Genomic DNA, 14,215 nt, shown 5'->3' on the forward strand with positions numbered 1-14,215 from the left:
GATCTGATATTATGACAAAGAAAGTAGTACTTGCTTATTCAGGCGGACTTGACACTTCAGTGTGCATTCCGCTTATCAAAGAAGAATACGGCTACGATGAAGTGATCACTGTCGCCGTTGATGTAGGACAGCCTGAGGATGATGTCAAACAGGCTACAGAGAAGGCACAGAAGATCAGTGACAAGCACTTCACCCTTGATGTGCGTGAGGAGTTCGTCAATGATTATATCTTCCCTCTTATCAAGGCCAATGGTGACTATGAAGGATATGTCATGGGCACATCCATCGCACGTCCACTCATCGCAAAGAAGGTCGTTGAGATCGCTGAGAAGGAAGGCGCTGTTGCACTTGCACACGGCTGTACCGGCAAAGGCAATGATCAGCTTCGTTTCGAGGCAGTTTTCCGCCTTACAGACATGGATGTCATCGCACCTATGAGGGACATGAACCTTACCCGTGAATGGGAGATCGAGTATGCTAAGAAGCACGGCATACCAGTAAGTGTCACAAGCGCAAAGCCATGGAGTGTTGACGAGAATATCTGGAGCCGCAGTATCGAGGGCGGTAAGCTTGAGGACCCTGGATTTATCCCACCTGAGGAGATCTACCAGTGGACCGTTTCCCCTGAAGCAGCTCCTGAAGGACAGACACTTGTTATCGGCTTTGAGAACGGTGTCCCTGTTTCCCTTGACGGCGAGGAGATGAACGGTGTTGAACTTATCATCAAGCTCAACGAGATAGCAGGTTCCCATGGTGTCGGCAGGACCGATATGATCGAGGACCGTGTTCTCGGACTTAAAGCACGTGAGAACTACGAGCACCCTGCAGCAACTGTACTGCTCACAGCTCACAAGGACCTTGAGAAGCTTGTACTCACAAGGGCAGAGCTGAAGTTCAAGAAAGGTGTTGACGACCAGTGGTCAGAACTTGCCTACTACGGCCTTGTTGACGAACCACTCTACGCAGACCTCAATGCTTTCATCAACAAGACACAGGAACGTGTTAGCGGTACTGTGACAGTGAAACTGCACAAGGGCAGCGTTATCATACTCGCACGTACATCCCCGTATGCACTCTACTCAGAAGACCTCGTGTCCTTTGACAGTGCGACCATCGACCAGAAGGATGCCGAGGGCTTTGCAAAGTACCATGGCTTCCAGGCAAGGATGTACAAGAAGGTTATTGAAAAGTGAAGTTCACCTTCACTTTCTAATTCTCTATTTTTTTGTCAACGTTACTCTGATCTGTAGTGCAATTTCATCTACAGTCAGTTTTATACTGGAAAATGCTACTTTATAGAAAAGCATAGGCCCTTGACCAAGTATTTACTCCTTTGAAATGTTGTGCCAAATTGGAAGTATGACTTTTTTATATATAATGCAACTTTGAACTCAACTGTTTTCAATAACTGCACTATTTAAAGACTCTCCAGAATTCTAGTAAAGGAACGTGCCGCCTACGGCGGATGTCACATTTATTTGTAGCCAATTATTTGTTGCAGATCTGCCAGAAACATAAGGTTACGGTGGATAATAAGTGCTACCAACAGGAAATCGTAAATAACTAAAACCTTCCCGAAGGGTCCGGCGAAGCCGGCATGATCCGAAAAAATGAATACAAATATATTGCCTTCAATTCTTTTTCTGAATCTCTGCAATTTAAAAACGTGATAGATTTCATAAGTGTTGTAGCAAAATATCTTGACAAGGATGACGATTGCATAAGATATTCAAATGTGTATTCTTCAAAGCTCATTTTTAACTATCTTTGGCCTCATAAACAATGATTATAAATATAATGATTACAAAAATAATCATTATGGAATTCTACAACCGGGAGAAAGAACTCACCCTAATGTCCCTCCTGGACAAAAGCAAGCCGTCCTTTCTCGTGATAACCGGGAAAAGAAGGGTCGGAAAGACCGAGCTTATCAAACAGTTCAGCAGAGACAGGCAGGCGCTCTATTTTTTTGTGGACAGCAACAAGAGTATTGACATACTCATGGATGAGTTCGACAGGATGCTCAGGGAGGAAATGGACCTGCCGGATTACATCAATGTTAAAGAGCCGGAGAATTTCCTCAGGTTCATCACATCCTATGACAAAGACATGGTGATAGCTATTGACGAATTCCAGAGATTCCTTAAGATCTATCCTTCTTTCATTACGCAGCTTCAGCGATACTGGGACATGAAGACGGACAATTGCAGGGTCTTTCTCATCGTATCCGGTTCTTCAATTGGGATGATAAGGAAGATATTCATCGAAGAGCAGGCTCCGCTCTTTAAGCGGGCGGACAACATACTGACACTGCGACCTTTCACGGTTCGCGAGACCTTTGCCATGCTTGATGGCATGGGCATCACGGATACACAGGAGAAACTGAATCTGTACTTCCTTTTCGGAGGAACGGTCTACTATTACCGCCTCTTCGAAAAATACCAGTGTACCGGTTTCCTTGATGCACTTGAAAAGCTCGTGTTCAGTGAGTTCGCACCTCTGAAGGACGAGGTAAGGGATATCCTCATAGAGGAATTCGGCAAGGAACACTCCACCTATTATGAGATAATATCCGCCATATCACAGGGCAAATGTTCCAAAAACGAGATAGCGGAGATGACGCACGTATCTTCAAGTTCCCTTTCCCCTTATTTCTATGACCTTGCGGACCTGCTTGGAATAGTTGAGTACAGGATACCTGTTACGGATGATCTAAAAAAGAGCAAGAAGGGTCGATATTTCCTCAAGGATAATTTCTTCAGGTTCTATGGACGTTTCATCTATCCATCATTGAGCCAGTACATGGCTGGTAAATATGACCAGATAATAGACACCGTTCTGCAGGAGTGGCAGAGCTACACAGGGAAACTTTTCGAGGATATGGTCCGGGAGATGATAGCTGACAGGATCATTTCCGAGTATCCTGAAATTGGAAGCTGGTGGAACAGGAAAGGAGATGAGATAGACCTACTTGCCATAGATCGCGAGAAAAGAAAGGTTCTGGCGATCGAGATCAAGAACAGAGAACTTACCGGGAACGAGGCAAGGAGAATTCTCAACTCAACTACAGACAAGGCAAAACTTGTCAGCGAAGTATCAGGAATGAGTTTCAAAATAGGGATCGCTGCAAGAAAGATAGAGGACAGGAAGTCGCTTGAAGATGAAGGTTTTTCTGTATGGGAACTGGAGGAACTCCTATAGAACCATATCATTGATCATTCCAGCAAGTAATGATCTTCCTCTTTTCAGCAATAATGCAAAGTGCCGCCTGCGGCGTATGGTTGCGTTCTGCAGTATATCAATATAGCTTTGATGGTCACTTTTTAAAATAGAAATTGATCAATTGATAGAATAATCAGCATCGAAGCCAGCTATGTATGTATGGCTGGCATCGTACTCCATCCTGAAGTTGATACTGTTGCTTGGTGTTATGTTGTAGAGAGTGATCTCTGAACCATTGGCAGGGAACCAGTCTATGATGACGTTGCTGCCGCCGTTCTCGCTCAGGTATGTTGTTGAGAGATCGGATGGCAGGTAGTATGTGAGTGTGGACTCGATGTTATCTGCCTTACTGATGAAGATGCTGTCAATGTCACCGGTGTTTGTCAGGACACCGTTGAGGTAGAACTCTACATTGAAGTCATAGGTAGTTATACGTCTGGAACCACCTGATATGCCTATATCTATTTCGCCTGTGTTCTGCTGACCGTTCATGACAAGCATGACATCCCTGTTGTTAGGTATGCCGGTTGTGACACCATTGATTGTTATGGAGCTACCACCACCTCCACCTCCACCGGTTCTGAATTTGATATAGTCACCGTCTGCGACGTACCCGCCTTTATTGTTCTTCTGCAGGACCATGTTGGTACCAGTGGATACTACCGGAGCAGGTGTGGTCACTGTCCATGTCCATGTGAGCGAGTCGGTGAGCAGTGGGTCCACAGTGTTCCTTGCAATGAGCGTGACCGTGTAAGTACCATCTACCGAGGTCGTGTTGGTATATGTAGGACTGGTGCCGTTGGACCATGCAAGATGCTGACCGTTGAGCAGGAACTCGTTTGTGGATGCCTGGCTGCTGGTAGCGCTGAAGGTCACGGAAGTGGAGGTATTGCTCTCATAAGGTGTCAGTGGGCTCTGTCCCGAAAGTACCGGAGCTGTCGGCGTGGTTCCGTTGCTTCCGCTTCCTCCTCCACCGGATGAGCCTGTTACATCCTGAGCCTCACCAAGAAGAGTACCGCTCTTTATCACAAGATTGGAGTCCGTGGTCAGCATGATAATGGCAACGTTGTCATCCTCACCAATACTCTGCGACCACAGGTCTGAAGTGTTGATCATGATGGTCTCACCAAGATCCCATATGTCACTGCCCTTTACCAGTTCCAGTTCAGATGAAGATAACTCCCACCTGGTCCCATTGATATCCAGCAGGACCCGTGTCTTTGTGATATCGACCCTCTCGCCACCTGCATGACGAAGATAGACCGTGTCAGAGTCCACGTCCACCCATCCCTGTATGTCCGCATGAACCTGCTCCTGCGGGTCCGCATACGAGAACACAGACACAGCTATGACAGAGAATGCAAGCACAGCAATGGCTGTCAGAAGCACCTCTCCTATCACTTCGGAGACTGCTTGCGTATTGTTCAGGAATGAATTTTGGTTGTTGGGCATGGGCGGTCGTCTTTTTGTTTGTGAATAGTATTATCACGGATAATATATAATATAGTTGGTATTTAATACAGATATTAGATGCAGCATACTCGACATCACCCACCATCTGTGCAAATTTTTCACAATAAAATTTCACAAAACTTAAATATGTATAAATGGTTTAGTGTACCCAGTGGAGTACAAAAGTACAGGCATCTAGCCATGCTCACAAAACGATATGGGTGATTCGAAAAATGGTGGTATTGGATAATTTTTTTGATTTTGACTATTTGCTAGTAGTTATTACCTGAATAAAACTAAAAAATGTATTCCAAAGTAGTTGTCAATTAAATACACATTAAAATAATCAAACTGGTATCATAAAGTTATGAGACATCAATGGATTGACTCTTTAAAAGGATTTGCAATAATACTAGTTGTCATAGGCCATTTAAACGATGTATCTGAAGGATTAAATACGTATATTTACTCTTTTCATATGCCGTTGTTTTTCTTCATATCAGGATACCTATTTAATTATCAAAAATACAAAAATAATTCAATCCAGTTTATCCGAAAAAAAATAAATTCATTAGTAATTCCATATTTTACATTTACATTAATATCCTACTTATATTACATCATCACTGATTACATGTACGAACCAAATATTACCAACATAGAATTACTTGGAAATGGAATAATATACAACTTATACACTAGTATTTTTGCAATCAGTAAAAGTATTATAAATACACCATTGTGGTTTTTACCCTGTTTGTTTATAACGGAACTAACATATTTCTATATACTAACAAAAGTTAGTGAAAAAAAAATGAAATTGATGATTATACTAGTTGCAAGTGCGCTAATAGGATATTTATATAGTAGTAATGTTACTATCCGCCTACCGTGGGGACTTGATATAGCATTTGTTGCAATTATATTCTATGCTGCTGGAAATATTTTAAAGAAGCATTTTCAAATAAAACAACCTACACAGAATACATACACATTATTTTTACTTTTTGTTTTCAGTCTATCATTTTGCTTATTGAACAAAAGAGTGGATATGTATAATTTAGTTTATAATAACTACATATTATTTTATACATCGGCATTTTTAGGGATTATTTTCTACATGCACATATTCCTAAAAATAGAACCAAGTAATATTCTATCATATTATGGACAAAATAGTATAATAATATTAGGAATTCATTATCCATTGATTTCTTCAATTAAGTACATGATACTTTTTTTGAGCCCCATAATTTCAATTCAAACGGGGATTTACTTATTTGCACTAAAATTAATTTTAGTGATTATTTTCCTTATCCCAATTATATACGTAATAAATAATTATATTCCTTTCATAATATGTAAAAAACGAGCAAAGATAAAATGATATTTCATAGAGGTTAGAATGTCAATATTAAACATGAGCAAAACAATGAAAGACGTGCAATGGTCTTTTATTAGTCTTGCTACAGTTTCTCTGTCCCATTTAATTCTTAGAATAATCCTTGGAAGAGAACTTGGACCATCGAGACTTGGAGTTTATACATTAGTATTCACTATTTATATGTTTGGAATGCAGTTTGCTGCATTTGGGATTGGTGCTGCCCTAACTAAATATATCGCTGAATTCAGTGATAATATTAATCAAATAAAAAAATATATCTCCTCTGGAATAGCTGGTTCTATTATAACAGGAGTCATTATGGGGATAGCCCTTCTTTTGTCATCCAACATTATTGCCAACAGTATATTTACAATACCTGAAATGACTAATCTATTGAAGACAATAGCTATCTGTTTTCCATTCATCGCAATGCATAAAGCAGCTATTGGAGCTCTTAATGGTTTTAGGAATATGAAAGCTTACGCCTTTCTTAACATTTTGCTTAATATCTCAGTATTGTTCTTATCAGCATTTTTAGTCCTTTTTCTAAAGATGAATGTTTACGGAGCGGTTTTAGGGTTTGTATTACCGACAATTGTAATCGGTTTGCTCTCTATAATTCCCATTCACTCTTATCTATTATATCCAAGCATATCACTGCTGCAAAATAGTATTTTAAAAGAAATATTAAATTTTGGTTTTTATGTGGTCCTTGGAAACTCGATAGGTTATATCTATGCACACATTGACAGCTTGATGATAGGATACTATCTCAATGAAACAGAAGTTGGCTTTTACGCAGTATCCATGATTTTTATCCAAGGAATTACACTTATACCCAGTGCTATTCAAAGAGTGACCACGCCCATGATTGCTCGAAGTTTTGCAAAGAAGGAATATGAATCAATATTGAATTTACTTAAAAGTGTTACTTTGAAAGTACTTATAATATCACTATTCTTCTCCCTGATTCTGCTGATGTTTGGAGAAAAATTGATAGTTCTCATTTTTGAAGATGCTTACCTACCTGCATACACTCCATTGTTAATCTTACTTATTGGCTATACAATATACTCTATGTTCATGTCAATTGGTACTTTTTATGCAAGTATTGGACGTGTTCAATTATCATATCAGGTTGCTTTATTCTCAGCGCTATTAAGCATTTTAATGAATACCCTGCTAATTCCAAATTTTGGAATTATTGGTGCAGCAATAGCAACATCTTTCACACTAATTCTATTGACTGTTTTCCATTACATTATCATAAAACACATTATAAGCCAGGTTACAAAGTATGACATGTAGAAAAACTATTCCCCATTTTGTTTTATCATAGTATTTTAAAAAAGATTAATTTCCTTGAAATTACATGCTATTGAAACACAAAAATACGGATGTGTTGTTTATAAATCTTCAGAAAATTACGTAAAAAAGCAAATTCAAGATATTAATGAATAAACTTGCTAGGCAGTATACCACATACTGTAATCAAAATAAGGATTTCTATTGATCGTAATATTCATTCACATTCCTTTAATATATAAGAAATCATATCAACAATAATTACTATCAATCTATTGGTAACTAAGTGATTCACCGCATCGTAATTATAAGCTGCTATCCAATTTAGCACCTTTTAAATATATGCATAATACTACGGAATAATAATAATAAACCACGTATTACACAATAAAAAATTAATTGAGTATATGATAAATATAAAATCAACAATACATGAATTATTATTTGAATGCATTATTCAATTTATTCAAAATATCAACATCATTTTCAGGTATAAATGTGTTTTCTTCACAGTATACCCATTTATTTCCATGTTTAGAATAAAAATGATTATTCAAGTTATCTTTTTGAATAATCAACGGTTTTGAAGAAATAACTACAGAGTTGTCAGGAATATCTTGAAAAACCGTCGTATTAGCACCTATTCTACAATTGTTTCCTATATTAATATTACCAATAATTACGGCACCTGCACCAATATAACAATTATCACCTATTGTAGGAGATCCCAATCCTTTGGAGTCTGGTAAAGTATTTGAACCTATGGTTGTGTTTTGAAAAATAACACAATTCTTACCTATTACAGCATTTCCTGAAATAAAAATCCCATTAATTCCATGTGGTAAAGTGGGAGTTGCTGCAAATATGGAATTGTAACCAATAAAACTACAATTAGATTTTAAATACAAAACATATAATAAAAGATATATTTTTTTTACTAATAAATGGTTGGTGCTGTTAATTTTGTTTTTTAATTCAAAAAATCCACCATTTAATCTTACTATTAAATCAACTATTATCAGCATAATAACCTCATCCATAACAATAACAACTATTTAAGAACTCCATAAGATATTAATACAATATATTGTAAGGATAATAAAATGTTTGGATAAAATAAACCAGAATCACCTATCCATGTAGATAAGATATAAATATAAATACAAGACTACTTAAGAGTCATAGTTGCTCATGAACTAACAATAAATATATCAAGATTTAACGTATCATAAATTTTGTTAATAGAAGGGTCATTTCTAATTAATTCAAAATCTTCTTTGTTAAACCTACCAGCTCTTTTATGAGCTGGAAGTTCTTGATACAGCAATTCCCCATATGAGGTAATAAGAAGATAGCCATAATTATAATCACTTAAAAAAGAATCAAAATATACCTCACTAAAATCAGATACATTTAAACCATAACCAAAGTGGTCAGGTATTGTATCCTTATAAACCCAATTTGAGCGTGCAAATCCAAATATGTCAGGATATCTAGAAGTTTGTTCAAACATCATATTTATAGGATAGTTCATCTTTGAATCAGAAAACCAAGTCATTCCTTGAATTTCATTATTTGTAAGAGCAACATTTGGACGATACACATTAGGAGAATCAAAAACTCCAAAAAAACTAATTGCCCAAATTGATGTAAGAATACTGCAAATTAGTAAAACATGAGTTAATGAGTTGTTTTTTTTAAAAATAAGATAAAGTGATATAGAAAAAAGAGGTATTTGCGCATATACAATAAAATTAAGATTCATTATTCTATCAGGTTGATGCACAATTAATGGATTGAACAAAAGAATAAGTTGTATTAGTGCAAATAGAAGATATAATACTATAATAGCAAAATATTTTCTAAAAAATACATGTGAGATTTTTTGCCTATTGTGAAAAATAAAAATAAAACCTATTAAAATAAAGATTGTTGGAAAAATATACCTGCCATAAAAAAAAATTAATAGCTTAAAGTAATCAAAATAATCAAAATTTACTTGACTTAATTTCTCTGCAGTCCAAATTGCCGTAGGATCACGCCCTATTTGGTTTATATAAACATGTATTTGTTTAACTAAATCATTAAGAAGACGCCCTTGATAAACAAACCAAGCAAGATAGGATATAATTAAAACCAACAAACTATTTAATTTGAAAAAATTTACTACTGATTGATTTCCAAGATGTTTAAAAATCAGCGGACTCAATATATAATATATAAATAATACAAATACAAAGAAAACAATGAATGGATGACTATAAGGTAAAACTAATGTGAGCAAAATAAACATGAAAACGTAACTTAATAATCTTTTATGATTAGATTTCATGTACAAAGTAATAATATATAAATAAAATGGCATATATGCAAAAAATAAAGCATGAGGAACATTTAAAAAATTGTAGATGCCTAAGTATAAGATAAATGATGACGGTATTGCTATCAAATTTGCAAATTGACATGAAAGTAAGATCCTTGAAAATAAATAAGCTCCCGCGCAAAACATAAAAGAAAATAGCACAGGAATTATTAAAGCTATTACATGAGGCTCTAAATTAGAGATATGGGAACTCACTGCTCCCATAATATGACTCGCAGGATAAATATCCCAATTTGCAATATGACCTGAGTTTTTAATCTGCAAATATTCTCCAATATAAGTCATATCATCTGCTCTACCCATTGAATAATATCCTAACATACAAGGTATCAAAAGTACCTCTAAATGATTCATGCAGAGAATTATTGTTCCTAGAACCTTTTTTTCATTTAAAACTAAAAATGAAGCAATAAAATAAGTAATAATCAATCCTAAGTAAAAGCTAAGTGGAAACATTGAATATATATTTGTAATATACCCAACTGATATAGTAAATTTTAGGAGCAATAGACCTCTTATTAATAAAAAAAAAGCCACAATAGCTAAAAGTGAAAGTATTTGATTTCTATTAATTCTCATAAAATCACATGACCTAGCTAGTGAACATACCCTGCTTTTTCATATACAGTTATAATTTGCTTAGATATATTTTCCCATCTAAAATTGTAAGCATAATTAGTAATAACATTTGAATCCCAATCTTTGCCCAATGCTGACAGTATTTTGTTCGCCAACTCTCTTGAATTGCCAGGATTGACCAATAAACCGTATTCATCTGAAATAATTACTTCTGGAACTCCACCCACTTTAGTTCCAACGAATGGTTTACCACAACCCAAACATTCAAACATTACTGTAGGATTTCCTTCATTGAGACTAGGTAGAACAAATATGTCACAGGAATTCATCCAAAGTGGTATTTCATCATGAGATTTGCCTCCAACAAGTTTGACATAGTTTTCTAACTTGAAATCCATAATTTGATCTTGAATTACATTTTTTAGTTTTCCATTCCCAACGATGACACAAAAAACATCATCCCTATATTTAACTACATCATTCATAGCTTCAATTAAATACTTATGACCTTTTGCTTCATCATAGAGATTACCAACATATAACAATATTTTTTTATCCAATGGTAAACCAAGTTTTTTTCTGCATTCTAAGGTGTTATCATTATAAAAAATAGAAGAATCAAAACCATTAGGAATGGGAAAAACTTTGTTCTTAGATATACCTATAGACTCAAATGAGCTTATATCATTTTTTCGAACTCTAATAATAGCATCACATTTATCCCATGTATCAATAAATATTTTCTCTTTTCTTTCCACAGCTCTTTGGAAAGTTATTGATGTGTGCTCAGTAACTATAACTGGCACATCATATTTATCCCCTATTTTAATTGAGCATGAGCCAGAAGGCCACGTAAAATGTGAATGAATAATAGCAAAATTAAGGTTTTTAGATTCAATCGATTTAATTATTGCTTTCGTAGCAAAATAAATCCATGAATCTTTAAAACAAAAATAAAATAATGGTATATTAAAGTATTTAGGATAAAATACTTCCACATTATCATACTTATAATTTTTATAAGTTGTTTTTCTAAATTTATCTATACCATATGCAACTGGAGAAATAACATATATATTTTTAAAATAGTGTTTTAAGTAATTTATTTGTTCCTTAACAAATATTCCGCCTACATAAGAATCATCTTCATTTGGGTAATTATTAGTAATTACTAACAAATTATTGGAACTCATAAACTAACCTCATTAACTATGAATTTATACTTTCCCGCTTTCGTCCGCTCAATCTCATCAACAAACCTAAACTCTACATCCCAACCATTCTTTTTCATTATAGTCCCACGTATATAATCTAATTGAGATTTGTTAAAATCATCTTTGCAAACCATATTGAAAATAATACCATCCTTATTCTTTTGAAGAATCTGACATTCTACAATACTATTAGCATCATTGAATTTACTTATCATATTATTATAGAAAGCAGCCCCATGAACATGTTTTCCATCGGGCGTAATCAATAATTCTTTATCCCTTCCAATAACTTCCTTTAATAACCGTGAACCACGCCCACAACTACAAGAATCTTCAATGATATCACCAAGATCACCGGTATCATAACGAATAAATGGCATCGCAAAATTTCCTAAATTAGTAGCAAGTATTTTGCCGACTCCACTATTAATTTGTTCTCCATCATTTGAAGATATTTCCATGATACTTCTTTCTGTATCTATATGCAAACCATTATGTTCGTGACATTCATAAGCTCCAACACCACCATCAGTTAAACCATAAGCATCAAAAACATCGCAATTAAATGCGTTTATAATTTTTTCTCGCATATCTGGATACAATTTCTCAGAAGTTGTTGATACAAATAATGGAGATTCTATATGTAAACCATTTTCATCTATATACTTAGCCAAAAAATTAATGGATGATGCATATCCTCTTATCATTTTTGGTTTGAAGGAATTTATCACATTAACATAATTGTTCATTTCCAACTCATTCATATCAAAAGCTGAAAGTTTTTTTAAATTTCTAGTTATTTCATGAATTTTTTTAATGATATAAGGATTTGACCCCACATCAAGAGATGTTCCTGCTAAAAATACTTTCTTATCTCCTGGTTTATATCCTGCATATCCCCATCCCCTATAAAGTAAAGCAGCACCTAAAAAACGATTCGGTTTTGATAAACGATATTTTAAAGGTGTGCCAGTTGACCCTCCGGTTGTCCAATTATAATATTGCATAGATTTTAGATTTCGAGGTTTAAAATCATCCCAATTTTTCTTAATAATCTCTTTATTCAGAATGGGGAGTTTTTCTAAATCTTCAATTGTTTTGATAGCTTCTGGCCTTAGACCTAATTCTTTGAAAAGTTTATGATAGTACGGAACATATTCATATGAAAATTTTATCATATACCGAAGTTTTTGTTCTTGGTCTAATTTCTGGGCTTCATAAGAATTCCATTGATTTTTTACAACATGATCATACATTGAATTAAATTCAGGACACTGAAGCTGATGTGCTAGTCGAAATAGTTGTTTTTGTAGCATAAATAACCCTTCATTTGTTATCTACGAAACTGCACGCTTTTCCAATTCCAAAATAAACTAATTTATCAGTATTTGAAAATAGATTTTTACAATCAATTACAACAGGATGTTTCATGACATCAACTATTTCCTGAAGATTCATTACCCTAAATTTACTATGATCCGTAACAAATATAGCACAATCCACTTCATTTAAAGTGTCTTCAATAGTATTTTCAGAGATAAATACGCCAGCATTTGTTTTTATCTCTGAAGTATATGGATCATAAACTCTTACTTTTGCTCCAAGATTAACCAATTCCTCAATTATTTTTTTAGCTGGAGATTCCCTTGTATCAGCAATATCTTTTTTATATGCAAGTCCCATTACTGCCACAGTTGATCCATAAATTTTTTTGTCAACTTGCTTTAGTCCTTTCTCCACTAAGTTAATTGTATGAATTCGCATGAAATTATTAATTTCACCTGACGTTTCAATAAATCGTGGAATTAAACCAAATTTTTTGGCTTTGTAGGACATGTAAAAGGGATCAAGTGGAATACAATGTCCACCAATCCCAGGACCGGGATAAAATGGCATAAACCCATATGGCTTAGTTGCTGCAGCATCTATAACTTCCCACGTATCAATGTCCATTCTTTCAAATATCAATGCCAGTTCATTTACAAGTGCAATATTTACATTTCTGAAGATATTCTCTACTATTTTAACAGCCTCAGCAGTTCTTGCATCTTGTACAGGAACGATTTGCTCAATTATACTTCCATAAAGTTTAGAAGCTATTTCAGTACACTCTTCTGTAATACCACCTACAACTTTAGCAGTGTTTGAAACAGTATAATTTGCATTTCCGGGGTCTATCCTTTCAGGAGAATATGCAAGACAAAAATCATCTATGACTTTTAAACCAGTAGATTCCAGTATTGGAAGAACCACATCTTCAGTTGTACCTGGGTAAGTTGTACTTTCAAGTATTATGAACTGACCTTTCCTTAATGTTTTAACAATCGTTTCACAAGCACTTTTCACATAAGCAAGATTGGGTTCGTTTTCTAATGTTAAAGGAGTGGGTACACAAATAATAATAAAATCACATTTGGCCAACTTTTCATGATTAGTTGTTGGATAAAATGATTTGTTTAGTTTTGAAGCAACTATCGAATCAGGAACATCTTGAATATAAGATTTACCACTCATAAGTTGATCAATTGCTGACTGATTGACGTCGTAACCTATTACATCAAACTTTTTAGAGAATTCAATCGCAAGAGGTAAACCTACGTATCCTAAACCCATAATTCCTACACATGCGCTACAATCTTCAATAATTGTGTTAAATTTATTCAATGCCATTCCACC

10 protein-coding genes are annotated in these 14,215 nt (G+C 35.0%); 4 read left to right on the forward strand and 6 right to left on the reverse strand.

Annotated features, from left to right (window positions below; translation table 11 throughout):
• Positions 1 to 11 precede the first annotated feature (11 nt).
• Together BM008_RS07870 and BM008_RS07880 are read left to right on the forward strand one after the other, a co-directional pair.
• The gene (locus tag BM008_RS07870) at positions 12 to 1,193 is read left to right on the forward strand and encodes an argininosuccinate synthase (protein WP_091935844.1); all 1,182 of its coding nucleotides are present in this window, start codon (positions 12 to 14) and stop codon (positions 1,191 to 1,193) included.
• A 625-nt stretch (positions 1,194 to 1,818) separates the two neighbouring features.
• On the forward strand, positions 1,819 to 3,201 hold the full coding sequence (locus BM008_RS07880) for an ATP-binding protein (protein ID WP_245747972.1): 1,383 nt from the start codon (positions 1,819 to 1,821) through the stop codon (positions 3,199 to 3,201).
• A gap of 138 nt (positions 3,202 to 3,339) precedes the next feature.
• Here the strand turns inward: BM008_RS07880 and BM008_RS07885 are convergent, their stop codons facing one another.
• The gene (locus tag BM008_RS07885; protein ID WP_091935849.1) at positions 3,340 to 4,674 is read right to left on the reverse strand and encodes a type IV pilin N-terminal domain-containing protein; all 1,335 of its coding nucleotides are present in this window, start codon (positions 4,672 to 4,674) and stop codon (positions 3,340 to 3,342) included.
• A 367-nt stretch (positions 4,675 to 5,041) separates the two neighbouring features.
• Here BM008_RS07885 and BM008_RS07890 point away from each other — a divergent pair, with 367 nt between their 5' ends.
• Complete coding sequence (locus tag BM008_RS07890; protein ID WP_091935851.1) at positions 5,042 to 6,061, forward strand: acyltransferase family protein; 1,020 nt, start codon at positions 5,042 to 5,044, stop codon at positions 6,059 to 6,061.
• A gap of 18 nt (positions 6,062 to 6,079) precedes the next feature.
• On the forward strand, positions 6,080 to 7,366 hold the full coding sequence (locus tag BM008_RS07895) for a flippase (RefSeq protein WP_091935852.1): 1,287 nt from the start codon (positions 6,080 to 6,082) through the stop codon (positions 7,364 to 7,366).
• 437 nt (positions 7,367 to 7,803) lie between these two features.
• Here the strand turns inward: BM008_RS07895 and BM008_RS07900 are convergent, their stop codons facing one another.
• The 5 genes from BM008_RS07900 to BM008_RS07920 form a co-directional block, all read right to left on the reverse strand.
• Positions 7,804 to 8,388 (reverse strand): DapH/DapD/GlmU-related protein, encoded by a 585-nt coding sequence (locus BM008_RS07900; RefSeq protein ID WP_091935854.1) that lies wholly within the window; start codon positions 8,386 to 8,388, stop codon positions 7,804 to 7,806.
• 164 nt (positions 8,389 to 8,552) lie between these two features.
• Entirely contained in the window at positions 8,553 to 10,325 is a 1,773-nt protein-coding gene (locus BM008_RS07905) for a hypothetical protein (RefSeq protein ID WP_091935855.1), read from the reverse strand.
• Between the two features lie 17 nt (positions 10,326 to 10,342).
• Positions 10,343 to 11,518, reverse strand: a complete 1,176-nt coding sequence (locus BM008_RS07910; protein WP_091935857.1) for a glycosyltransferase — start codon at positions 11,516 to 11,518, stop codon at positions 10,343 to 10,345.
• Positions 11,515 to 12,855 carry a phenylacetate--CoA ligase family protein gene (locus tag BM008_RS07915; RefSeq protein ID WP_091935858.1) on the reverse strand — a complete coding sequence of 447 codons (1,341 nt, stop codon included), beginning with the start codon at positions 12,853 to 12,855 and terminating at the stop codon, positions 11,515 to 11,517. The genes BM008_RS07910 and BM008_RS07915 overlap by 4 nt, the downstream gene beginning before the upstream one ends.
• A gap of 10 nt (positions 12,856 to 12,865) precedes the next feature.
• Positions 12,866 to 14,209, reverse strand: coding sequence for a nucleotide sugar dehydrogenase (locus tag BM008_RS07920; RefSeq protein ID WP_091935860.1), 1,344 nt, complete (start codon positions 14,207 to 14,209; stop codon positions 12,866 to 12,868).
• Positions 14,210 to 14,215: the final 6 nt, after the last annotated feature.

The sequence above is a fragment of the Methanolobus profundi genome (assembly GCF_900114835.1).
Classification (GTDB): domain Archaea; phylum Halobacteriota; class Methanosarcinia; order Methanosarcinales; family Methanosarcinaceae; genus Methanolobus; species Methanolobus profundi.